The 22,206-nt window shown below is 72.5% G+C and carries 19 protein-coding genes; 8 read left to right on the top strand and 11 right to left on the bottom strand.

The window, feature by feature from the left end; translation table 11 throughout:
* Window positions 1–100: 100 nt before the first annotated feature.
* Both ACFWV3_RS00725 and ACFWV3_RS00720 read right to left on the bottom strand, forming a co-directional pair.
* Entirely contained in the window at window positions 101–862 is a 762-nt protein-coding gene (locus tag ACFWV3_RS00725) for an IclR family transcriptional regulator (protein WP_382406682.1), read from the bottom strand.
* 64 nt (window positions 863–926) lie between these two features.
* Window positions 927–1,721: an IclR family transcriptional regulator gene (locus ACFWV3_RS00720; protein WP_382406680.1), complete on the bottom strand. Its 795-nt coding sequence runs from the start codon at window positions 1,719–1,721 to the stop codon at window positions 927–929.
* 222 nt (window positions 1,722–1,943) lie between these two features.
* Here ACFWV3_RS00720 and ACFWV3_RS00715 point away from each other — a divergent pair, with 222 nt between their 5' ends.
* From ACFWV3_RS00715 to ACFWV3_RS00700, 4 genes are read left to right on the top strand one after another with little or no spacing between them, the layout of a single operon-like run.
* Window positions 1,944–3,425, top strand: coding sequence for an APC family permease (locus ACFWV3_RS00715; RefSeq protein WP_382406678.1), 1,482 nt, complete (start codon window positions 1,944–1,946; stop codon window positions 3,423–3,425).
* The gene (locus ACFWV3_RS00710) at window positions 3,412–5,106 is read left to right on the top strand and encodes a phytoene desaturase family protein (RefSeq protein WP_382406676.1); all 1,695 of its coding nucleotides are present in this window, start codon (window positions 3,412–3,414) and stop codon (window positions 5,104–5,106) included. Before ACFWV3_RS00715 ends, ACFWV3_RS00710 begins: the two co-directional genes overlap by 14 nt.
* A gap of 29 nt (window positions 5,107–5,135) precedes the next feature.
* A complete protein-coding gene (locus ACFWV3_RS00705) occupies window positions 5,136–6,182 on the top strand; it encodes an aldose epimerase family protein (protein WP_382406674.1) in 1,047 nt (348 codons plus the stop codon).
* Window positions 6,183–6,205: 23 nt separating this feature from the next.
* Entirely contained in the window at window positions 6,206–6,868 is a 663-nt protein-coding gene (locus ACFWV3_RS00700) for an RraA family protein (RefSeq protein WP_382406672.1), read from the top strand.
* Between the two features lie 48 nt (window positions 6,869–6,916).
* Here ACFWV3_RS00700 and ACFWV3_RS00695 read toward each other — a convergent pair whose 3' ends face one another.
* On the bottom strand, window positions 6,917–7,831 hold the full coding sequence (locus ACFWV3_RS00695) for a DUF4082 domain-containing protein (RefSeq protein ID WP_382406670.1): 915 nt from the start codon (window positions 7,829–7,831) through the stop codon (window positions 6,917–6,919).
* A gap of 125 nt (window positions 7,832–7,956) precedes the next feature.
* Window positions 7,957–9,345 (bottom strand): PLP-dependent aminotransferase family protein, encoded by a 1,389-nt coding sequence (locus tag ACFWV3_RS00690; protein ID WP_382406668.1) that lies wholly within the window; start codon window positions 9,343–9,345, stop codon window positions 7,957–7,959.
* Between the two features lie 87 nt (window positions 9,346–9,432).
* Between ACFWV3_RS00690 and ACFWV3_RS00685 the strand changes: the two genes are divergently transcribed.
* Window positions 9,433–10,611 (top strand): M20 family metallopeptidase, encoded by a 1,179-nt coding sequence (locus ACFWV3_RS00685; protein ID WP_382406666.1) that lies wholly within the window; start codon window positions 9,433–9,435, stop codon window positions 10,609–10,611.
* 48 nt (window positions 10,612–10,659) lie between these two features.
* The gene (locus ACFWV3_RS00680) at window positions 10,660–12,312 is read left to right on the top strand and encodes a CocE/NonD family hydrolase (protein ID WP_382406664.1); all 1,653 of its coding nucleotides are present in this window, start codon (window positions 10,660–10,662) and stop codon (window positions 12,310–12,312) included.
* Between the two features lie 67 nt (window positions 12,313–12,379).
* Here the strand turns inward: ACFWV3_RS00680 and ACFWV3_RS00675 are convergent, their stop codons facing one another.
* The 5 genes from ACFWV3_RS00675 to ACFWV3_RS00655 all read right to left on the bottom strand — a co-directional run bounded on the left by ACFWV3_RS00675 (window position 12,380) and on the right by ACFWV3_RS00655 (window position 18,228).
* A complete protein-coding gene (locus tag ACFWV3_RS00675) occupies window positions 12,380–12,670 on the bottom strand; it encodes a DUF4342 domain-containing protein (RefSeq protein ID WP_382406662.1) in 291 nt (96 codons plus the stop codon).
* A gap of 82 nt (window positions 12,671–12,752) precedes the next feature.
* Window positions 12,753–13,937 carry an MFS transporter gene (locus ACFWV3_RS00670; RefSeq protein WP_382406660.1) on the bottom strand — a complete coding sequence of 395 codons (1,185 nt, stop codon included), beginning with the start codon at window positions 13,935–13,937 and terminating at the stop codon, window positions 12,753–12,755.
* Window positions 13,934–15,163 carry a lanthionine synthetase C family protein gene (locus tag ACFWV3_RS00665; RefSeq protein WP_382406658.1) on the bottom strand — a complete coding sequence of 410 codons (1,230 nt, stop codon included), beginning with the start codon at window positions 15,161–15,163 and terminating at the stop codon, window positions 13,934–13,936. The genes ACFWV3_RS00670 and ACFWV3_RS00665 overlap by 4 nt, the downstream gene beginning before the upstream one ends.
* On the bottom strand, window positions 15,160–18,036 hold the full coding sequence (locus ACFWV3_RS00660; RefSeq protein ID WP_382406656.1) for a lantibiotic dehydratase: 2,877 nt from the start codon (window positions 18,034–18,036) through the stop codon (window positions 15,160–15,162). Before ACFWV3_RS00660 ends, ACFWV3_RS00665 begins: the two co-directional genes overlap by 4 nt.
* 69 nt (window positions 18,037–18,105) lie before the next feature.
* The gene (locus tag ACFWV3_RS00655; RefSeq protein ID WP_382406654.1) at window positions 18,106–18,228 is read right to left on the bottom strand and encodes a hypothetical protein; all 123 of its coding nucleotides are present in this window, start codon (window positions 18,226–18,228) and stop codon (window positions 18,106–18,108) included.
* A 340-nt stretch (window positions 18,229–18,568) separates the two neighbouring features.
* Here ACFWV3_RS00655 and ACFWV3_RS00650 point away from each other — a divergent pair, with 340 nt between their 5' ends.
* Entirely contained in the window at window positions 18,569–19,513 is a 945-nt protein-coding gene (locus ACFWV3_RS00650; protein ID WP_382406652.1) for an acyltransferase domain-containing protein, read from the top strand.
* Here the strand turns inward: ACFWV3_RS00650 and ACFWV3_RS00645 are convergent.
* A complete protein-coding gene (locus ACFWV3_RS00645; protein WP_382406650.1) occupies window positions 19,510–20,406 on the bottom strand; it encodes a LysR family transcriptional regulator in 897 nt (298 codons plus the stop codon). The genes ACFWV3_RS00650 and ACFWV3_RS00645 overlap by 4 nt on opposite strands.
* 119 nt (window positions 20,407–20,525) lie before the next feature.
* On the opposite strand from ACFWV3_RS00645, the gene ACFWV3_RS00640 reads away from it, so the two are divergent.
* Window positions 20,526–21,014, top strand: a complete 489-nt coding sequence (locus ACFWV3_RS00640) for a nuclear transport factor 2 family protein (RefSeq protein ID WP_382406648.1) — start codon at window positions 20,526–20,528, stop codon at window positions 21,012–21,014.
* Here ACFWV3_RS00640 and chvE read toward each other — a convergent pair.
* Window positions 21,011–22,105, bottom strand: a complete 1,095-nt coding sequence (chvE, locus tag ACFWV3_RS00635) for a multiple monosaccharide ABC transporter substrate-binding protein (protein WP_382406646.1) — start codon at window positions 22,103–22,105, stop codon at window positions 21,011–21,013. The two genes, ACFWV3_RS00640 and chvE, sit on opposite strands and share 4 nt — an antisense overlap.
* Window positions 22,106–22,206 lie beyond the last annotated feature (101 nt).

The raw sequence follows: 22,206 nt of genomic DNA, 5'->3' as shown, positions 1-22,206 counted from the left end.
GAAATCATTCACTGAGTGAGACTGGAGTATTGCACGGTATGAGACAGCGACCTAGGCGCAGCACGAGACACCCCCCGTCGCGGGGTGCGTCCGGATGGACTCACGAGGCCGGTTGCGACCGCATCTTCGCCAGCTCGTCCGAGATCTGGCGGCACCACCGGACCACGGAGTCGCCGACCTTGTCGCGCTCGTCGTCCGGCAGCCGCCCGGCCACCGAGGAGACCGAGATCGCGGCCACCGGCCGGCCGTCCCTGCCCACGATCGGCGCGGCGACGCAGATGCCGCTGAGCTCGGACTCCTCGTTGTCGAGCGACCACCCGCGCCGCAGGCCGTCCTCCACGTCCCTGGCCACGGCGTCGTACGTCCGCCGGGAGTGCGGCGTCACGGCGGGGAACGGCTCCGGGCCGAGCAGGCGGGCCCACTCGTCCCTCGGCAGCGCGGTGAGCAGCGCCTTCCCGACGGCGGTGGTGTGCACGGGGACGGTGTCGCCGACCGTCACGGCGTGGCGCAGCGAGTGGGCGCTCGGCACCGACGCGGCCCACACCATGCGGTTGCGCTGCAACAACGCCAGGTTGACCGTCTCCAGGCTCGTCGCCCGCAGGTCGGCCAGCGCGGGCGCGGCGATCTGGGTGATGAACGTCGAGTCGAGCGTCGCCGCCAGCTCGGCGACCGCAGGGCCGAGCTTCCACAGCGGGCTGTCCGGCAGGTGCTCGACGTAGCCGCGGGTCTCCAGCGCCACCATGATCCGGAACGCCGTCGCGCGCGAGACGCCGAGGCTCGTCATGACGTCGGAGACCCTGGCCGCGCCCTTGACCGCCAGGACCTCGAGGACGTCCAGCCCCCGCTCCAGCGCCTGCGACATCTCGACCCTCTTCCCGGTGAGCGGCTCACCTGTGCACAGGATGAGACTAGTGCCGTCTCAGAACTCAGCGGACCGGCACGGCGATCGGCCCGACGATCGAGCGGACCTCCTCCAGGGACGCGACCAGGCGGGCCAGCGGCGTCCGGTAGTTGACCGCGCTGATGCTGACCGCGCCGCTCGGGTGCGGGCCGGCGTCGAGGTAGACGGGCACGGCGAGGCAGCTGACCCCGAGCTCGTTCTCCTGGTCCTCGGAGCTGTAGCCCTGCTCACGGATGGCGGCGAGCTCGGCCGCCAGCTCGGGCGCGGTGGTCTTGGTCTGCTCGGTGCGCTTCTCCAGCGCGGGCCCGCCGGCGATCCAGTCCGCGACCGCCGCCTCGTCGGGCAGCTTCACCGACAGCAGGAGCTTGCCCACGGCGGTGCAGTGCGCGGGGTTGCGGCCGCCGATGACCGACGAGAGCCGGATGGCGCCCGCGCTCGGGTCGACCTTCGCCCGGTAGACGACGGACCGGCCGTCCAACACAGCGTAGTGCGCGGTCTCCTGGAACCGGCTCGCCAGCGCCGCGAGCACCGACTGGACCCGCATGTGGTCCGGCCGCGCCGCGTGGTGGGCGAACGCGAGGCGCAGGAACTCGTCGCCCAGCACGTAGTGGCCGCGCCCCTGCTTCGCCGCGAAACCCATGCGCCGCAACGAGGCCAGCGCGCGGTGCACGGTCGGCTTGGAGCTCTTCAGCCGCCGGCTCAGGTCGTCGAGCGAGATGCCGGCGGGCTCCTGCGCGAGCACGGCCAGCGCGGTGAGGACGCGTTCGGAACCGACCACCGCGGAGTCGGCCGCGGCGTCACCAAGAGGTGTTTCAGACACCTTCACAGAGTAGATCGACGTTCCGTTTGACGGAAGAAGACGCGCGGGAGTTCAACTATTCGGAATGAACCTCCCTCATCCGAAACCATTGGATGCCCGCCCGCGATCAATTGCAGGTCACCGCAACTGTCTCATCAGATGCAACAGTGTTGACTCTCACCATGAGACCTCTTACCTTCGTCCACCAACGCAACGACGAGCCCGTGCAGTTGGGAGACGTTCATGAAAGACAACGTCCGTCCCGCGTCCCCGCCGCAGGGGACCGAGCGGGAGTCAGACGCCGCCGAGGACGCCAAGCTCGAACAGCTCGGCTACGAACCACAGCTCAAGCGCGCGCTGGGCGGACTGTCCAGCTTCGCGATCCAGTTCTCGACGATCTGCTTCTCCGGCGCCATCTTCATCGCGCTGACCGTCGGCTTCGGCCAGGTCGGCCCGCTGATGCTGTGGACCTTCGCCGGCGCGACGGCGCTGCAGTGCGTGGTGGCGTTCTGCATCGCGGAGCTGACCTCGGCCTACCCCCTCGCGGGCGGCGTCTACCAGGTGGTGACGAAGCAGGCCGGCCGGTTCCTCGGGTGGCAGACGGGGTGGATGATCCAGTTCGCCCACATCTCGTCGCTCGCGCTGGGCACGATCGGCCTGACCCCGCTGATCGCAGCGTGGTTCGGCTTCGAGGACCTGAGCCACTGGCAGCTCGTCGGCATCAGCGGGGTGCTCATCCTCGTCACGTCGCTCGTGAACCTGCTGAGCGTGCGGGTCGTCGCGATGATCAACAACGTCGGCGTGGCCGCGGAGCTGATCTCGGCCGCGGTCATCACGGTGGGCTGCCTGGTCGCCTACCTGTTCTTCGGCCGGCAGCACCAGTCGCTGGGCTTCCTCGTCACCGACGGCGGCGTGTCCACGGGCTCGATCGTCCTGCCGCTGCTCTACTCGACGCTGCTCGCGGCCTTCATCGTCTCCGGCTTCGACGTCAGCGGCACCGCCGGCGAGGAGACCCACGACGCCTCGCGCCAGGTGCCGAAGCAGGCCGTCCGCGCCAACGTCGCCGCCCTGGTGATCGGCAGCGTCGTCATCCTGCTGCTGATGCTCGGCGTCCCGTCGGTCAGCGGCGTCGTCGAGAGCACCTCGCCCGTGAAGTACATCCTCTCCTCGGTGATCGGCACCCCGCTCGGCGAGGCGCTGGAGGTGGCGGCGGTGCTGTCGCTGCTGGTGAACGGCATGATCCTGCAGCTCGCCGGTGCGCGGGTGCTGTGGGCCCAGGCCCGTGACGGCGCCTTCGCCGGCTCGGCCTGGCTGCGCAAGCTCAACCGCGAGCAGATCCCGGTCAACGGCGTGATCGTCTCGGGCGTGCTCGCGTTCGCCATCACGCTCTACAGCAGCCTGGTCACGGTGCTCGCCGCGATCCTCGCGGTCACCTGGGCGCTCTCGTACCTGGTGGCCCTGGTCGTCGGCCTGCGCGCGCGGCTGAAGCACAACCTGCCCGAACGCCCGTACGTGCTGCGCAACGGCAACTTCTGGTACGCGGTCGCGATCGTCTGGTCGGCCGTGATCATCGGGACGATGGTCTACCAGAACCCCGGACAGGTCGGCGTGGGGCTGCTCGGGTTCATCGTCCTGGGCGTGCTCGCCTACGCGACGATCGGACGCAGGCGCCGGGCGGCGGTGTCCACTTCGGACGAAATCAGGGAGCCCCATGTCCAGGCCTGACGCGGTGATCATCGGTGCCGGCCACAACGGCCTGGTCGCCGCGAACTACCTCGCCGACGCCGGGCTGTCGGTCCGGGTGCTCGAACGCCGGGACCTGATCGGCGGCGCGACGGTCACCGAGGAGCTCATCCCCGGCTACCACGTCTCCTCCTGTTCGTACGTCTCGGGTTTCCTCCACCCGCGGATCCTGGCGGAGATGGGGCTCGGCGACTTCGGGCTGCGCTTCTACCAAACGGACGCGAGCACCAGCAACCTGTGGCGCGACGGGCAGCACCTGTTCACCTACAACGACGTCAGCGCCACGCTGCGGGAGCTCGAACGCGTCAAGCGCGGCGAGTCCGAGCGCTTCATGAACTTCGGCCTGCAGCTGCAACGGCTGGCCAGGATCACCGACCAGTGGTTGCTCACCACCGATCCCCCGTCGATGGCCGAGGTCGTCGAGACGTTCGAGAAGGAGGGCGAACGCGGGCTGTACGAGGACTTCTTCACGCTGAGCATGCAGTCCCTGGTCGACAAGTACTTCACCGCTGACATCGTGAAGGGGCTGGTGGCGTTCACCGGGACCGTCAGCGTGTGGGGCGGGCCCCGGACGCCGGGGTGGGCGTACGTCTACGCGCACCACGCCACCGGTGAGCACGACGGCCACATGGGCCAGTTCGCCTTCCCCCGGGGCGGTATGGGCGCGATCGCGGGAGCACTCGCCCGGCGGGCTCAGGCCAAGGGCGTGGAGATCAGCACCGAGACCGCGGTCGCGCGGATCCTCTCCCGGGACGGGCGCGTCACCGGCGTCGTCACCGCGGACGGCGAAGAGATCTCCTGCGACGTCGTGCTGTCCAACGCCGATCCCAGGACGACGTACCTCAAGCTCGTCGACAGCGCGGCACTGCCACCGGAGCTCGTCACGAGCCTCGAGGAGTACGACGTCCGCGGTGCCATGTCGCGGGTCTTCCTCGCCGTGGACCGGCTTCCGCAGTTCACGTCCGGGTCCGTCGGCGAGGGACCGGAACACCGCGGCCTCACGATGCTGGGCGCCGACGTGGACGCGTTCGTGCGGGCCGGCGAGGCGCAGGAGCAGGGCCGGATCGCCGACGACTTCCCGATCGAGTTCGTGATCCAGAGCGTCCACGACGACTCCGTCGCCCCGCGGGGCAGGCACATCATCACCACCGGCGTCCAGCAGACCCCGTTCACGCTCGCCGAGTCCACCTGGGACGAACAGCGGCACCTGTTCCAGGACAAGGTCATCTCGGTGCTCGAGACCTACGCCCCCGGCATCCGCGACACGATCACGGCCGCGGTCACGCTCACCCCGCAGGACTACGAGCGGGAGTACGGGCTGGCGGGCGGCAACATCTACCACGGCGCGATGAAGGCGGGCCAGCTGTTCGCCGACCGCCCGGTCGCCGGCGCGGGCGGCTACCGGTCACCGTTGCGCGGCCTCTACCTCTGCGGCTCGGGCACACATCCCGGTGGGGCCGTGACCGGCACGCCGGGCCGCAACGGTGCGACGGCCGTGCTGGAGGACAGGTTCGGCGCGGCGGCCGCCCGACGTGGCGGAGCGGCGCGGACACCGCTCGTCGAGCGCGTGATGCGGAACCGGACCGTGCGCTCGGTCGCCACGGTCGCCGCCCGCCAGCGCTTCCTGTCCCGGCTGGTCGAACGACTCACCGCACGGCGTTGACCCTCTCCCCCGACCGGAAAGGCCACGACATGCCACCGAGCGCCGAGGTCTCCCTCGACGGCTATCCCCTCCAGCTGTTCGCGCTGCGCAGCGACACGTGCACGGCCCTGCTCACCGACCTGGGCGCCCGCCTGCTCGAGTTCCACGCGCCGGACCGCGACGGCACCCCGGCGGACGTCGTGCTCGGCCGCGCCACGCTGGAGGACACGTTCACCGACCGGCACTACATGGGGTCGACCGCCGGGCGTTACGCCGGGCGCATCGCCAGGGGCCGGTTCTCCCTCGACGGCGAGGAGTTCCGGCTCGCGACCAACGAGGGGAACAACCACCTGCACGGCGGCACCCGCGGGTTCGACCAACACGTGTGGTCCGCGCGCCGGCACGAGGACGAGGAGGCGGTCACGTTCGTCCGCGTGTCGCCGCACGGCGAGGAGGGCTTCCCCGGCGAGCTCACCACCCGCGTGACCTACCGCCTCGACGGCAACGTGCTCGGCATCTCCATGACCGCCACCACCGACCGCGCCACGATCGTCCGCCTGGTGCACCACTCCTACTGGAACCTCGCCGGCCACGACTCCGGCACGGTGCTGGACCACGTGCTGCAGCTCCACTCCTCGCACTACGTCGTGATCGACGACGAGCTGCTGCCCACCGGCGAGATCGCGTCGGTGGCCGGCACGCCGTTCGACTTCCGCAAGCCGTGCACGATCGGCGAGCGCAACGGCGACGTCGCCAACACCGGCGCGGGACGGGTCGCCGCGGGGGCGGCGGGCTACGACCACAGCTGGGTGCTCGACGGCGACGGGATGCGGGTCGTCGGCACCCTGACCGACCCCGGCAGCGGACGCAGGCTCGAGCTCGCCACCGACCAGCGGGCCCTCTGCCTGTACGCCGGGGGCTACCTCGCGGGCTACACGGCGAAGGGCGACCTCGGGCACTACGCGCCGTTCGCCGGCGTGACGCTCGAGACGACCGCCTTCCCCGACGACGTCAACCAGCCGCACTTCCCGTCGCCGGTCCTGCGGCCGGGCGAGGTCTACCGCAACGAGATGCGGCTGACCTTCACCGCCGAGTAGCCACGACCACCAGGAGAGGGACCATGACTGCATTTCAGACGGCGGAGAGCGCGCAGTGGCGCACCCTGCGCAGCGCCTTGGCGGCCGACGCCCTCGACACCGTCGGGCACCGGTCGCAGTGCCTCGGCTGGGACATCAGGCCGACCGCGCTGACCGACGCCGTGGTGGGCCGTGCCTTCCCCGTCCGCGCCGTGGAGACGACGGACACGCACCCCGAGCGGCCGTACGAGGGACTGCTGCGCGCACTGGACGACCTGCCGTCCGGTTCGGTCTTCGTGCTGGCCACCGGCCGGTCGAACGCCTCCGGCGTCTGGGGCGAGCTGCTGACCACGGCGTGCCTGGCGTCCGAGGTGGCGGGCGCGGTGACCGACAGCCTGATCCGCGACGTGTCCCGGGTGCTGGAGTCGGGCTTCCCGGTGTTCAGCCGCGGCGCCACGCCGTACGACAGCAAGGGGCGCATCGAGATCGTCGAGCACGGCGTGCCGATCACCGTGGACGGTGTGGTCATCGCCCCCGGCGACCTGGTGGTCGGCGACGCGGACGGCGTGTGCGTGATCCCGCGGGAGGTCGAGGCGGAGGTGCTCGCGCTCGTCGCCGAGAAGAACCGCGGCGAAGGGGAGTTCCGGCGGGCGGTGCGCGACGGCATGCGGGTGTCCGACGCGTTCCGGAAGCTGAACGTGCTGTAGCGGCACGACGTGCGGGAGCCGGCGGCGGGGTCCACCGGCCCCGCCTGGTCAGGACTGGAACTCGGGCGTGACCCAGTAGTGGCTGTCGTTCCACGCCTGCGTCGGGAACCCGTCGTCGTAGCTGTACACACCGGCGTGCGCGGGCAGGACGAACGGCGCCGCCACCACCGTGGCCGTGAACAGGTTCTCGGTGATCCGGTAGCGGCCGCGCCACGACGTGAACGACGCGACGTACTCCTCCCCCGGCACCACGGGCACGGGCGTGGTGAACGGCTCGGCGTACGGGGTGGAGACCTGCCGGTCGGCGAGCAAAGTCCCGTCACCGCGCCACAACCGCACCCGGCTCGCCTCGTTCGTGTTCCAGGAGGTGACGATCCTGGTCACCGATCCCGGCCGGTCGACGCGGAACCGCAGCCCCAGCTCCACCCGCTGGTTCTCGAACTCCTCGTACACGGGGCTGTAGGTGTAGAAGGTGCACTGGTAGCAGGCGCCCGGCGTCGGTGCGGGCACGCCGACGTACACCGTGCGCGGCGCGGAGACCTGGCCCTGTTCGGTGGCGGTGTCGACCCGGCTGACGATCGTGTAGACGCCGGGCTCCTGCGGCGTGAACTCGTACGCCCACAACGCCTGCATGATCCCGGTCTCCCCGCCCAGCCCGACGGTGGCGGTGCGGTACCCGGCGTTCCACGTGGTCCCGCCGTCCACGGACACGAGGTAGTCCGTCAGCGCGTCGGGACCCGTCTGCTCGTATCCGCCGCCCGAGATCAGCACGGACTCGCCGACGTCCACCCGCCCGTTGTTGGACGGCGTGTAGAGGTGCGACTGCGGTGGCGGCGCCGCGTGCGCCGTGCCGGCCACCTCCCCGGAGAACGCCGGCCCGGACAACACCAACGCTGCCGCCGCGGCGGTCACCGCCTTGTGCCACAGGGGTTTCACGCGGACGGACGGGACGGTCCAGGACATGCGCTGCTCCTCGCGATCGGGTTCACGGGGACGGTTCCCCCGAGGTTGACTCGTCCGGAACGCACGGCCCGCTACACGGTGCGGCGACCAGCGCAACGCCGGTGGCGGCGAACAGCCGAAGCGGTTCAGACGGTCCACCGGGATGCCCGCGAATCCCGCCCCGTCCAGGAGAAGGAGCGTTCCCACGCCTGCCGGAGCAGGTCCGCGACGACGTCCGCCCGACCGGCCGGCAGCGTGAAGGGCACGCGCAGCCACCGGTCGGCCGTGCCGTCGACGGCGAAGCGCGGTCCGGCGGTGATCCGCAGGCCCAGGTCGAGCGCCGCGGCCGCCAGCCGGGTCGCGCTCGGCCGGGGCAGCTCGACCCACAACGCCATGCCCGCCCGCGGCGAGGTCCAGCGCCAGTCCGGCAGCCGGGCGCGCAGAGCCTCCTCGAGCGCGGCACGGGACCGGCGCAGCAGATCGCGGCGTTCGGCCAGGATCGCCGCCGCGTCGTCGAGGAGCCGCACCGCGACCAGCTGGTCCAGGACGGGGCTGCCGAGGTCGACGGACGCCCGCTCGTGCGCGAGCCTGTTCAGCAGCCCGGGATCGGCGCGGACCCACCCGATGCGGAGACCGGCCCAGAACGCCTTGTTCATCGACCCGAGCGTGACGACGTCGGGCCGCAGCAGCGCGGCCGGCGGCGGCACGGGCCCGTCGAGCACCAGGTCGGCGAACGTCTCGTCGACGGCGACGACCGCGTCCCGCAGACCGGCGAGGACCTCGCGGCGGGCGGCCTCGTCCGCGACGAACCCGGTGGGGTTCTGCCCGTCCGGGGTCAGGTGGGCGGCGGACATCCCGGCGGGCGGCCGGTCCCACCCGGCGGCCGTGACCGGGAGCGGCACCGCGCGGACGTGGTGGGCGCGCAGGGCGTCCACCACGGCGGGGTAGGTGGGCTGCTCGACCAGCACCGGGCGTCCCGGCCGGCAGACGGCGCGGACCAGGAGGTTCCAGCCCTGCAGGGCCCCGCTGGTGACCATGACCTGCTCGGGACCGGTCGGCAGCCCGCGGCCGGTGAGGTGGCGGGCCACGGCGGCGCGCAGGGCGGGCAGCCCGAACGGGTGCAGGCCGTGCCCGGCGAGCTGCGCCGGGAGGTCCGCCGAGGCCGCCGTCACCGCGCCGAGCAGCCGGGCCGGGGCGGGCAGCGCGGCCACCGTCAGGTCCAGCACGCCGGCGGGCTCCTCCCGACCGGCGTCCGGCCGGTGGACGCGGGCCGCCGGAATGCTGACCAGGCTGCCCGCGCCGTGCGCGCTGCGCAGGTAGCCCTCGCCGCGCAGCAGGTCGTAGGCGGCGCTGACCGTCGTCCGGCTCACCCCGAGCGTCGCGGCGAGGGCGCGTTCGGACGGGAGGCGCGTGCCGTCCGGCAGCCGTCCGTCCAGCACGAGGGCGCGGACTCCCCGCGACACGGCGACGTAGGTGGCTCCCCCGCCGGCCAGCCACGGGTCCAGCAGGGTCGCGAGACGGTCAGGGCCCACCATGCCAACACCTCCGACTTGGCCGTGTCACGACCAGGCCAAGTGTGGCCATGATGCGCCTGCACGGTCCGCCGAGCACAGGAGAAGACCATGAGCGACTCCCCCACTCCCCTCCCCGACCGCGCCGAGGTCCTCGACCTCACCCGCGCGCTCCTGCGCCTCGACACGGTCAACCCGCCGGGCAACGAACGGGAGGCCGCGGAGCTCGCCCTCGCCTACGCCCGCGCCCACGGGCTGACCGGTGACCTGCAGCCGGTGGGCGAGGGTCGCGCGAACCTGCGCCTGGTCCTGCCGGGCAGGGGCGAGCAGGCGCCGCTCCTGTACTGCGGGCACCTCGACACCGTCCCGCTGGGCACCGCCCCGTGGACGCACCCGCCGCACGCGGCCGAGGTCGACGAGGACGACGTGCTGTGGGGACGCGGCGCCGTGGACATGAAGGGCGGGCTCGCCGCGATGCTCGCCGGGATCGCCACCCTCGCCCGCACCGGTACCAGGCCTCCGGGTGACGTGCACTTCCTCGCCACCGCCGGTGAGGAGGTCGACTGCGCCGGTGCCCGTGCCGCGCGCGACACCGGTGTGCTGGAGGGCGTCGGCGGGCTGGTGATCGCGGAGCCGACCGGCCTGGACCTCGTCGTCGCCCACAAGGGCGCCCTGTTCCTGGAGCTCGTGACGCGCGGCAAGGCCGCCCACGGTTCCATGCCCGACCAGGGCGTCAACGCCATCACGCACATGACGGCTCTGCTCGACCGCCTGACCCGGCTCGACCTCGGTCACGCGGCCGACCCGCTGCTGGGTGGCGCGACGACGAGCGTCGGCACGATCCGGGGCGGGTCGGTCGTCAACATCGTTCCTGACCTGTGCACCGCGCAGGTCGACCTCCGCAGCGTGCCCGGCCTCGGCCACGCCGCCGTCCTGGCCCGCGTCGGGGAGGTGCTCGACGAGCTCACGGCCGCGCTGCCCGGATTCGACGCCGACGTGAAGGTGACCGGCGACTACGCGGCGGTCGGCACGGACCCCGGCGAACCGCTGGTGCGGACCGCCCGGCAGGTCCTCGAAGACGTCCTTGGCCGGCCGCCGGCGCTGTCCGGGGTCAGCTACTTCTCCGACGCCTCCGTCCTGCAGCCCGGCACCGGCCTGCCGACCGTGCTGTGCGGTCCCGGCGACCCGAACCTCGCCCACCAGACCGACGAACGCGTCCCCGTCGCGGAGCTCGGCCGCGCCGCCGAGTTCTTCACCCTGCTGCCCCTCGCGGCACCACCGTCCGGATGAGACCTTCCTGCCTCGCCGACCTCGTCCCGTCCTGATAGGAAGATCAGCGTGGGCACACGACCTCGTTTCGACCTCCCGGCCAAGGCGGCGAGCCGGCTCGCGCAGCGGCTGCTGAAGCTGCCTCCCGCCACGACCCGCGACGTGACCGTGGAACGGGATCTGCGCATCCCCACCCACGACGGCCTGACGCTGCTGGCGGACCACTGGGCGCCGGCCGGCACCGCGCCGGCGAGCGGTGCGCCCACGGCCGTGGTGCGCACGCCGTACGGCCGCAGAGGTCCGCTGAACTGGCTGTACGGACGCGCGCTCGCCGAACGCGGCCTGCACGTCCTCGCCGTGAGCTGCCGCGGCACGTTCGGGTCGGGCGGCGACTTCCGCGCGATGCGGCACGAGCGCGAGGATGGCCGGTCCGTGCTGCGCTGGCTCGCCGCCCAGCCGTGGGCCGGTGACGTGCTGCTGACCGGCAGCAGTTACCTCGGCTACACCCAGTGGGCCGTCGCACACGACGCTCCCGCGCAGGTCAAGGCGATGGTGCCGCACGTGACGTCGTCCCGGCTGGCGCTCGCCTTCCTGCGCCAGGACCGGACCGAGATGGAGACGCTGCTGGGCTGGTCGGTGAGCACCGCGACGCAGGAGCGGCCGGGCGCGTTCTGGCGCACCGTGCTCGGCGCCGGCCGCAAGCGCCTCGACGCGGCGATGCGGACGTTTCCCCTGACCGACGCCGACCAGGCCGCCCTCGGCCACCGCTGGCCGTTCTACCAGGACTGCGTGCACCACGACCAGGACGACCCGTTCTGGCAGGACGAGGACCACTCGCCGACCGTCGGCGACGTGACCGTGCCGGTCAGCTCGATCGCGGGCTGGTACGACATCTTCCTCGCGGACCAGCTGCGCGACTTCCGGGTGCTGCGGGAGGCGGGCCGCGACGCGCACCTGACGATCGGGCCGTGGTGGCACACCCACATCGGCGGGATGGCCGCCGTGGTGCGCGACACGACCGGCTGGGCCGCCGCCCACGCCCGCGGCGCCGTGCCGCCGCGCAGACCGCCGGTGCGGCTGTTCGTGATGGGCGTGGACGAGTGGCGCGACTTCGACCAGTGGCCGCCCGCCGGCTACGAGCCGCGGCGCTGGCACCTGGCTCCCGGCGGCGCGCTCCGTCCCGCCCCCGCCGCGCAGGCGGCGCCGACGTCGTTCACCTACGACCCGGCCGACCCGACGCCGTCGCTGGGCGGGCCGAGGCTGGAGAACCGCGGCGCCGGTCCCGTCGACAACCGGAAGCTGGAGGTGCGCGACGACGTCCTGGTCTTCACCTCCGGCGTGCTCGACGCCGACGTGGAGGTGATCGGCGAGGTCGCGGCGGAGGTGTGGCTGCGCGCGGACCGGCCGTCGTGCGACCTGTTCGTGCGGCTGTGCGACGTGGACGAGCGCGGCAAGTCCCTGAACATCTGCGACGACCTGGTGAAGGTGCGGCCGGACGGCGCCACGAAGGTGGCCGTCGCGCTGTCCCCCACCGCGCACGTCTTCCGCCGCGGGCACCGGATCCGGGTGCAGGTGTCGGCGGGGGCGTTCCCGCGCTTCGCCAGGAACCTCGGCGACGGCGGCCCCGCGCGCTCCTCGGCGGAGCTGCGGAAGATCGCCGTGGAGGTATTCCACGACGCCGAGCACCCGTCCGCCGTCCTGCTGCCGCAGCAGACCCGGTGAACGGACGAGGGGCCGGTGCCTGCGCGGCACCAGCCCCTCGTGTCCCCTGTGGACTCCCCCGTGCCGGTTACACCCGCTCGGCGTCGACCGTCGTCGCGGGCTGGCTACCCGGCTTGCGGCGGTCCTCCAGCTTGATGTCGCACTTGCCCACCAGCGCGACACCCGCGCCGATCGTCGTGGCCACCGGGGCGGCCAGCGCCGCCACCAGACCGAGAGCCACCGGCACCTCCAGCACGACGTCGTCCTTGCTGTCGCGCACGACCACCCGACGGTTGATGCCCTCGTCGACCAGCCCGCGGACGGCCCCGAAGACGGAGTCGACGGCACTGCGGGTGGGCTCGGCGTTGGATTCGCTCATGACTCTCCTCGAACTGCGGATCTCCCTGTACGACTCCAGACTGCCCGCGGCGCACCGCCGTGCCATCAGGGTTCCCCCTGATTCACCCCCCAGCTCGCAGGGCGCGCACCTGAGGGGAGGCGAGCGCGGCGCACGACGACACCGCCACCAGGACGGCGCACCCGGCCAGCACGGGCCCGGTGCCGAAAGCGGTGCTCAGCGGCGCCGCGACCAGCACGCCCACCGGTGCCAGCACCATCGTGCCCAGCCAGTCGTAGGACGCCACCCTGGCCAGCACCTCCCCCGGCACCTCGCGTTGGATCGTCGTCTCCCACAACACGCCGAACACGTCGTTGGCCAGGCCTGCGCAGAACATCGCCGCGACGACCGTCCACGGTGGAGCGCCGGAGGCCAGCAGCGCCAAGGGCACCACGAGCAGCAGCAACAGGAGAAGCCCGGTCACGACGGGGCGCGCGGGCCGCAGACGAGCCGAGACGACCGCACCGCACAGCATTCCGGCCGTGCTCGCCGCGGCGACCAACGACCAGGACCGCACGCTGTCCCACGTGTGCAGCGCCACGAGCGGGCCCAGGATCCCCATCGTGGCGGCGAGTGCGGCCGACGTGAGCGACAGCGCGCCGACCGTCGCCCACAGCCACTGCCGGCCGGCGAACGCCCGCCAGCCCAGCCGCAGGTCCCCGACCAGTGAGATCGCTTCCACCCGGATCCGTGGAGGCAGTCGCAGCAGGGCGAGCAGCACCGCGCTCGCGGCGAACGTCACGGCGTCGAACACCAACGTCGACGGCGCTCCCCACCACGTGACCACCGCGCCGCCCAGCGCGGTGCCCGTCAGGTCGGCGCCTCTCGTCGCGGTCATCAGCAGGCTGTTCGTCCGCTGCAGACGGTCCCCGGCGACGATCTCGGGCAGCAACCCGCTGGTGGCGGGTCCGGCCACGGAGGACGCCGTCCCCGCCGCGGCCGCACACAGGGCCAGGACCGGGATCGAGGCGTGCCACCACAGTCCGGCGGCCAGTCCCGCGTAGGCAGCCGCCGACACCACGTCCGAGAGCACCAGCAACCGGAACCGGCTCGTCCGGTCGGCGAGCACCCCGCCGAAGACGACGAACAGGATCTGCGGCGCCACCAGGCTCACCAGCACGACAGACAGCCCTCGCGCGGTGGCTCCCGGCAGTTCCAGCACCCCGAACGTCAGCGCGATCCGGCCGACCCCGTTGCCCGCGGCCGAGATCGCGGTCGCCGACGTCAGCAGGGCGACCCGCGTGCTCACCTCAGCACCAGTGCCGCGTCCCACGGCAACGACGCCGCCGGCGGTTCCGGTGCCAGGTGCTCGTGCAGCGCCAGCAACGTCCCCGCCGCCCCGTCGAGGAAACCGGGCCGGTTCGGCGGCACGGTGACCACGGTGTGCCGGTCGCGCTGGGAGAGCAGGTGGTCGCACAGCTCCGGGAGCACGTCCGCGTCCCTGCCGAGCACGAGCGCGGTGGCGTGCAGAACGCCCGCGGACCCGTGGCACAGGGAGGCGTCCTTGATCCCCCACCGGGCGCGCGGTCGCCGGAACGCGGCGCGCAACGTCGTCCTCGCCTCCTCGGCCCAGGCGGGTTCGCCCAGCGCGCACGCGGCCAGCTGCACGGCGCGGGCGACTCCCGGTGCGCCGTAGCACCAGGCGATCCGGCTCGGCGGCACCAGGTCGACGGCCCGCGCGACCTCGTGTTCCAGCGGCACCAGCGCGGGCCAGTACGGGCCGTGCTCGTCGGTGCCCCGGCGGGCCAGCAGCCAGGTGGCGATCCGGCGCATCGCCGCCGGCTGGCCCTCGACCACCACGCCCTGCCGGTGGCACACCGCGAGCAGCGCCAGCGGGCCGGCGATGCCGTGCGCCATCCCGAGGTTGAGGTGGCCGTTCGGGTGCCCGACCGGGTCGGCCAGCAGCGACGGGTCCGGCGTCCACCACCCCGGCACGCGGTGGCCGTGCACGCGGACCGGGTACGTCAGCCGGACCAGGTACTCCAGCACGCGGTGCAGCACCGGCCGGGCCGGTTCCCCGCAGGCGAGCAGGTACCTGCCCACCCCGGTGAGGCCGGACGTGGCGTCGTAGCAGGCCATCCTGGCGCCGGGCGCGGACGCCGACAGCCGCGTCTCCTCGCTGACGAGAGCGTTCTCGGCCAGCCGCAGCACGTGCGGGTCGATCCTGGCGAGCACGCCCCGGTAGTCGCCCTCCGCCCTGGCGATGCTGCGCGCGGCGAACCCGAGCGACGGCAGTCCGTCGAACAGGTTCTCGGTGGAGGGCCTGCGGGTGCTCGCCGCGGCGGCGAGGTGCTCGTGGGCGGTCTCGCGCCACCGCGGTGCCGAGTCGCCGAGCCTCGCGAACAGGACGGCGAGCCCGCAGTACCCGTCGGCGAGGGACATCGGGTGGTGCGGCCAGTCGCCGTCGCCCAGGTTCACCTCGGCCGGCTTGCTGAGCGCGCGGGCGGACTCCTCCAGCCACGTCCGCACGCTCATCGGGCGAGCCGCACGCGGTCGGCGTGGGCCTGCACCGCTCCCCGTGCCATCGCGCACACCTCGGCCTCCGCCCGGAAGTCCGCGCCCAGCCGCCGGTTGCAGTGCAGGTGCAGCAGGGCGCGGAGGATCTCGCCCGGCGACGTCCAGCCCCCGGCGAGCGCGCGGGCCTCGGTCCCGTACCGGGTCAGCAGCTCCGCCCACTCGCGGTCGGGGGCGACGGGGTCGAGGGTGATCGCGGCCAGCGCGTCGCGGCGCCGCCTGCCGAAGGCGCGGTGGGTCGTCTCGACCTTGGGGATCTCCGACAGCACCCACGAGGGCCACTCGCCGGCGCGCCGGGCGCCGTGGAAGAACCTGACCAGCGCCACCACGTCCGCGGCGACCGCGATGGTGTCCTGCGCGGCGGCCATCCTGCGCAGCGCCAACCGGCTGTCGGCGGCGAAGAAGCGTTCCGCCAGGTCGACGAGGTGGGCACCGCCGTACCGCTCCACCTCCGGCCGGTAGGTGTGCACCGAGAAACCGCCGGCCAGCCTGGCCTCCACCAGGGCGCCGACCTGGTCGCGCAGCTGCGGCAGCACGTCGCCGCGCAGGCGGAGGCGGAGGTGCGGTGGCTCGTCGTCGGCCTGGTAGCGCACGAAGAACCAGCGGTCCACCTCGGACCCGAGCCCGGCCAGCCACGGGCGCAGGTGCGCGAGCAGCACCTCGCGCTGCCGGTGCGGCGAGCACCGGATGTGCGCGGACACCCAGTCGCCGCCGGGCGGGTGCGCCACCACGCGGGTGCGGACCGGGGCGGGCGGCCGCACCGTCCGGGAGCCGGGATCGACCGCGACCAGCGGGACGACCAGCTCGGCCTCGTGGGCGCCGTCCGGTCCGCGCAGCCAGCCCCGGCCAGGCTCGGGCGCGCGGTCCTCGTGCAGCACCGCGGTGCCCGTCCTGCGCAGGTCGTCACGCAGCAGCCCGACGTGCTCCGGCACCGTCAGGTCCAGGCACAACTGCTGGTCCAGCCGCGTCAACCGCACCCGGTCCGGCACGTGCCACCTCGTCCGCCACGCGGCGAGCGCGTCGTCCGTGCCCACCTCGGCGTCGCTGACCTGCCACCGCGCGGGCGCGAGCACCGTGCGGCCGCAGCGGACGGCGGGCAGGAACGGAGCGTCGTGCAGGGCACCCCAGTCCCAGGGCTTGATCGTGCGCACTCCCATCAGCGACACGTCCCACAGGAACCGCACCACCGCGGGTGCCGCGGCGCTGAGGTCCAGCACGTGCAGCACGACCGGGGCGATCTCCCGGCCGAGCGACACCGAGTACAGCCGCAGCAGGCGTTCGTCGGCGGCCACCGCGATGTCGGCCAGGTCCAGCGCGCCCGGACCGCCCGCCTCGCCGGGCACCCCGACGGCCAGGTGGTGGGGCAGCACCAGGGGCGTGCGCGTCACGTTGGCGTCCCGCGGGTGCGCCGTGACGTGCACGAGCTGCACCGGCAGCCGGTCGTCGGACCGCACCGGGATCAGCTCGCCGAGCAGGTCGCGCACCTGCGGCAGGTGCCCGAACCGGCCGAGCGACGCGCCCGCCTGCTGGGTGCCGGTCAGCGGGCTCACGACGAGCTCGAAGTCGCCGCGGTCCAGCGCCTCGGCCGAGACGGCGTTGAGCGTGACGAACAGCTCGGCGGTGGCGGGCGGTGTGCCGCCGGGCGGGCTCAGCCGGGCGACCAGGTCGTCGTCGAGCACCACCTCGGTCGCCCCGTCGGCCAGCGCCTCGGCGAGCAGACGGGTGAGCACCGGCCGGCGGACGTCGTCGGGTTCGGCCGACCCCGCCCAGGGCCCGTCGTACCCCGCCGGTCCCCCGATGCCCGCGTCCGGGTCGAGCAGGTCGAGCACCGGCACCAGCTCGCCCATTCCATATCTCTCGAGAAACCTGGTGTGGAAATCCGCGAGGTTGCGGGAGCGCGTGTTCTCCCGTGCGGACAACCGCCAGACGACGTCGGCGGCACGCTCGGCTTCCCTGGCCACGTCACGGGGAATCCGCACCTGCGCGTCCAATTCCAGGTCGACCTGCACGACGTCGTCGGCGGCGGCCCGCCTCAAGACCGCCAATTCGGCAATTCCCGCACCAACGCGACTACTCCGGTAGGAGTCGGCTGATCGGGTGATCGACGCGGCTTTCGCCCCATGAGCGGAGTCCGCCGGGAGCAATTCTGCCAATGTTTCGAAACTTCTCCCTGACCGGCGCAGCTCCGTCTGCAGGAAGCGCAGCCGCACCAATTGCGCCGCCAGGGTGAGGAAGTCCGACCGGGGCGCGCCGGGGAACTCCGCGGCGACCACGTCCACGAGGTCGCCGAGCACGATCGGCCGCCTGGCCGCGTCGAGCACGCGGACGACGGCGGCGGTGCGTCGCACGCTCGCCAGCCGTGCGCCGCGGGGAACGGTCAACCGGTCGCCGTGGCGCGCGCACAGGTTGTTGGCCGTGACCTCCAGGCCGGCCAGCACCTCCCGATCGGCCTCCAGCTCGTCCGCCCACGTCTCCAGCCAGGCGTGGTCGGGGTGCAGGTGCCGGCGGTGACCGGCTCCGAGGCGGGCCTCGGCCCGATCCGCGAACTCGCCGACGGCGACCCCGGCGAGGAGGCCGAACGGCGTCGGACGGCCGGCCATCCGCAGCTCGTACCTGGCCAGGGCGGTGCGCAGCCGCCGCGCCGCGGGCTCGGGCAGATCCTGCCCCGCGAGGACCTTCTCCCACGCCCCGCTCAGTGCGGGACTGGCGACGGCGACGGCCTCCCGCAGCAGGCCGGGACCGTCCGGCGCTTCCCCGCCGGGGTGCAGGCACCGCCTCGGCAGCACCGGGGCGCGGAGGAGGAACCTGGTCGCGGCGACGAAACGGGTGTCCATGTGAGCTCCCCCAGGAGACCGACGTGGTGGGCGGGTCCGGCCGCCGGGCGATCCGGGCCCGCCCGGTGCTCAGCAGATCGCGCAGGTGGTGATCGTGCGCGGGCCGGACCGGTCCTGCGTCTCGGCGGAGTCGGTCAGTTCGAACTCCTGGACGTCCAGCTCGAACAGTTCACGGGTGTCCGTGGAATGCATGCGTTTTCTCCTTGCGATCGGCAACGGATTTCGAAAACAGTGATTTCGGGAGCATTGCGGTGTGCCGCGTCCCGCGCTCACTGTAGGGCTCTTCTCCGGATGTCCGGCAATGCTCGTTCCCCGCCAATTGACACGCGAATGTTTTTCATTCAACTAGTGCGATCGGCCCACCGGTTCGATATCGGCACCGGTAGCCGCCGGTGATCCCTCGCACTTCGAGCAAGTTTGTTGCACATTAGCTCGTGATGCAGATCACATACGAAAGTCGCACGGCAACTGCTCAATTCGGACGCGCGAAATCCGTTCTGGTGGTCGGGAGCGCGCCGGTAGGGTCGTCCACGTGGATCTGGAGGACACCGCGACCAAGCTCGGAGTTCCCGTCGAGGACGTCGAGCGCGTGCACCGGCTCGCCGCCGACCGGCCGTCCGCGCCGCTGCCCGCCTTGGCCTCCGCGCCCGCTCTCCTGGAGAAGCTCGCGGTCCCGCCGGACGACGCCGCCGAGATCCTGGCGGGCTGGCCGGACGACGGCTCTGAGCTGTGGACGCCGGAGCTGCGCTGGCTGCTGGACCGGTCGACGGCCCTCGTCCGCGCCGATCTCGGCGGTCACCAGTGGCTCCCGCCGGGTCCGGAGCTGCCGCGCGACCGGGGTCTCGCGTGGCGGCACCTCTACGTGTACGCGTACCTCGCGCTGGTCGACGTCGTCCTGACCTACCACCGCGACCACGGCGTCCCCGACACCGTGTCGTGGGCGACCCTCGCGGACCTCGGCCGCAACCTCGCGGTCGACCGGCGGATGCGCGGCGAGGGCTGGCCGGTCATGCAGAGCTGGCTGACCCTGCACGCGCGGGGCGGCGTCTACGAGCTCGGTCGCCTGCAACACCACCGCGGTGGCGCCACCATCTCGTTGCACATCCCCGACTCCGGGCCGCTCACGCCGGACGCCGTCGCGGCGTCGCTCGACGAGGGGCGCGCGTTCTTCCCCCGCCACTTCCCCGGCGAGCACTACGCGGCGTTCTCCTGCGGGTCGTGGTTGCTCGACCCGCAGCTGCGGGAGTACCTGCCCGCGGACTCGAACATCATCCGGTTCCAGCAGCGGTTCGAGCTGGAGCCCTACGAGGAGCCGAAGGGCATCGAGGCGGACGTCGAGGTGCTGCGGTTCGTGTTCCGCACGCTCACCACGCCGCTCGACCGGTTGCCTCGGAACACGGTGCTGCAACGGGCGATCGTCGACCACCTCCGGGCGGGCCGGCACTGGCACTGGCGCACCGGGAGCTTCCCGGTCTAGAGATGCGCCGCCACGAGGTCATGAGCGGCGGCGGCGAACTCCTCGACGCGCGCGGTGGCGCTGTCAGTGCGCCAGATCAGGCCCCACTCCACGGGCGGAGCGTCGTGCAGGTGCACGTAGGCGACGTCCGGGCGGGCGTAGTAGCGGCGTGCGTGAGCGCTCACCGGGAAGGCGCCGTGGCCCGCGCCGACGAGCGTCAGCGCCTCCTGGAACGTCTGGGCGGAGCGGCCGGTGCGGATCGGGCGGCCGGCCGGGGTGGCCGCCGGGGCGTGGTCGGCGTGCAACGACTCGGGCAGCGTGTCCGGCAGGCGCAGCACCGTGACCGAGGCCAGGTCCTCGACGGACAACGCGTCCCGCCGGGCGAGCCGGTGCCCGACCGGCAGGGCGAGGAAGCGGGCCTCCGTCACCAGCACGGGTCCCGACTCGACGCCCGGCTCGTGCACGGGGAACGCGGCCAGCGCGAGGTCCACCTCCCCGGAGCGCAGCCACGGCATCAGCTCCGCCAGCTGCGCCTCGCGGATCGCGACCTCGCAGCCGGGATGGCGGTCGCGGAACAGGTCGGCGGCCCCGACCAGCAGCTGCCCGGCCGCGGCGCCGGTGAAGCAGACCCGCACGTCCTCGGTGAACCCGCGCCCGGCCGCGACCGCCGCCTCCACCGCGGTGGTGATCGCCGTCCACGCCGGCCTCAGGTCGTCGTACAGCCGGCGCCCCAACGGAGACAGCTCCACCCGGCGGCTGGTCCGGACGAACAACGGCACGCCGACCCGCCGCTCCAGCTTGCGGATCGTCTGGCTGATCCGGGCGGTCGACACCCGCAGCCGCTCGGCGGTGCGGCCGAAGTGGAGCTCCTCGGCGAGGGTGAGGAACGCGTCCAGCTCGTGCCGCTCCAGCACGTGGATCTCCCCTGTGGATCGTCAAGCAGGGCTTCACGATTGTGGCACGGATCGACGTTGTTCCCGCCCGCCGCACAGCAGAGGCTGGACCCGAGACCCACCCCTCGGAGGAGCGACGAATGCCTGACGTGACGGCGGAAGTACTGGCGCTGCACGACCACCTGGAGATCGTGGACGCGCTGCACCGCTTCGCACTGGGCCAGGACCTGAAGGACCGCGAGCTGTTCGCGTCGGCGTTCACGGCGGAGGCCGAACTGGACTTCCGGCCCGCGGCGGAGAAGTGGGGCGCGCGGCCACCGCTGATGTCCGGCCGCGACAGCATCGTGTCGACGATCCTCGCCCTGTTCACCGGCCGCGTCGACACCACGCACCAGGTCACCAACCCGCGCGTGGCGGTCGAGGGCGACACCGCCGGGATGACCGCGCTCGTCGAGGCGCAGCACCTGCTGAGCGCCGACCACGGCGTGTTCGCCCTGCTGAAGAACCGCTACGTCGTCGAGCTGGCGCGGGACGGCGCGCGGTGGCGGATCCACCGGCTGCGGATCGAGAACGCGTGGTTCACCGGCGACCCGGTGGCGATCTTCACCACCGGGTCGCCGGGCCGCTAGCGGAGCTGGTCGTCGGTGTAGTACCCGGACTCCACCAGGACCTTGTGGTAGTTGGACTTGTCGACGCTCACCGGGTTCAGCAGGAACGCCGGCACGACCTTCACGCCGTTGTTGTAGTCGTTGAGGTTGTTGATCTGCGGCGGCGTCCGCTCCTTCAGCACCGCCTCGGCCATCTGCGCGGTCGCCGTCGCCAGCTCGCGGGTGTCCTTGTAGATCGTCGAGTACTGCTCGTCGGCGATGATGGACTTGACGGAGGGGAGCTCGGCGTCCTGGCCGGTCACGACCGGGAACTGCGGGCCGTAGCCGGCGTTCTTCAGCGCGGTGAGGATGCCGAGCGAGATGCCGTCGTAGGGCGAGAGCACGCCGTTGATCTTCTTGGTGCGGTACGAGGTGCCGATGATCTCCTCGAGCCGCTTGCGGGCGGTCTCGCCGTCCCAGCGCAGCGTCGTGACGGCCTCGAACTGCGTCTGGCCGCTGAGGACCTTCAGCTTCCCGTCCTCGAGGTACGGCTTGAGCACGGACATCGCGCCGTTGAAGAAGAACACCGAGTTGTTGTCGTCCGCGGAACCGGCGAACAGCTCGACGTTGAACGGCCCCGGCGCGGCGCTGGGGCTGCCGTCCGCGTTGCGCAGGCCGAGCCCGGTCAGCAACGACTCCGCCTGGTACACGCCGACCCGGAAGTTCTCGAAGGTCGCGTAGTAGTCGACGTTGGCGCTGCCGCGCAGCAGCCGGTCGTAGGCGATCACGGGAATTCTGGCGTCCGCCGCCATCTGCAGCGGCTCGGTCAGCGCCGAACCGTCCACCGACGCGATGATCAACAGTTTCGCGCCCTTGGCGATCTGGTCCTTGATCTGCCGCACCTGGGTGGGGATGTCGTTCTGCGCGTACTGGAGATCCACGCGGTGACCCCGCGACTCCATGTCCTTCTTGATGTTCTCGCCGTCGCTGAGCCAGCGCTGCGACGTCGTGGTCGGCATGGTGACGCCGACCAGCTCACCCTCGTCGGCCTTGACCTGTTGCCCGGCGGAACGTGCACCGCAGGCCGTCACCAAAAGGACGACCACGGGCACCACGAACCTTGACGATCTCATTCCCGCTCCTCGCGCGGATCAACATCATTGTTGACGGTCGCCACGGTTTTCGAGGCAGGCCGGAAGCGCGGTCGTCATGTGATCCGCGCCATAAGCGGATG

This window comes from Lentzea sp. NPDC059081 (genome assembly GCF_042738015.1).
Taxonomy (GTDB): domain Bacteria; phylum Actinomycetota; class Actinomycetes; order Mycobacteriales; family Pseudonocardiaceae; genus Lentzea.
Note: the sequence above shows the minus strand (reverse complement) of the source record. Positions and strands in the feature narration are given on the sequence as shown.

Bases quoted from the DNA above. Each gene is read 5' to 3' on its own strand.
- ACFWV3_RS00675 (WP_382406662.1), bottom strand. From the start codon at position 12,670: ATGAGCGAATCCAACGCCGAGCCCACCCGCAGTGCCGTCGACTCCGTC.
- ACFWV3_RS00690 (WP_382406668.1), bottom strand. From the start codon at position 9,345: ATGGTGGGCCCTGACCGTCTCGCGACCCTGCTGGACCCGTGGCTGGCC.
- ACFWV3_RS00715 (WP_382406678.1), top strand. From the start codon at position 1,944: ATGAAAGACAACGTCCGTCCCGCGTCCCCGCCGCAGGGGACCGAGCGG.
- ACFWV3_RS00705 (WP_382406674.1), top strand. From the start codon at position 5,136: ATGCCACCGAGCGCCGAGGTCTCCCTCGACGGCTATCCCCTCCAGCTG.
- ACFWV3_RS00640 (WP_382406648.1), top strand. From the start codon at position 20,526: ATGCCTGACGTGACGGCGGAAGTACTGGCGCTGCACGACCACCTGGAG.
- ACFWV3_RS00695 (WP_382406670.1), bottom strand. From the start codon at position 7,831: ATGTCCTGGACCGTCCCGTCCGTCCGCGTGAAACCCCTGTGGCACAAG.
- ACFWV3_RS00655 (WP_382406654.1), bottom strand. From the start codon at position 18,228: ATGCATTCCACGGACACCCGTGAACTGTTCGAGCTGGACGTCCAGGAG.
- chvE (WP_382406646.1), bottom strand. From the start codon at position 22,105: ATGAGATCGTCAAGGTTCGTGGTGCCCGTGGTCGTCCTTTTGGTGACG.
- ACFWV3_RS00665 (WP_382406658.1), bottom strand. From the start codon at position 15,163: ATGAGCGTGCGGACGTGGCTGGAGGAGTCCGCCCGCGCGCTCAGCAAG.
- ACFWV3_RS00710 (WP_382406676.1), top strand. From the start codon at position 3,412: ATGTCCAGGCCTGACGCGGTGATCATCGGTGCCGGCCACAACGGCCTG.
- ACFWV3_RS00660 (WP_382406656.1), bottom strand. From the start codon at position 18,036: ATGGACACCCGTTTCGTCGCCGCGACCAGGTTCCTCCTCCGCGCCCCG.
- ACFWV3_RS00700 (WP_382406672.1), top strand. From the start codon at position 6,206: ATGACTGCATTTCAGACGGCGGAGAGCGCGCAGTGGCGCACCCTGCGC.
- ACFWV3_RS00725 (WP_382406682.1), bottom strand. From the start codon at position 862: ATGTCGCAGGCGCTGGAGCGGGGGCTGGACGTCCTCGAGGTCCTGGCG.
- ACFWV3_RS00685 (WP_382406666.1), top strand. From the start codon at position 9,433: ATGAGCGACTCCCCCACTCCCCTCCCCGACCGCGCCGAGGTCCTCGAC.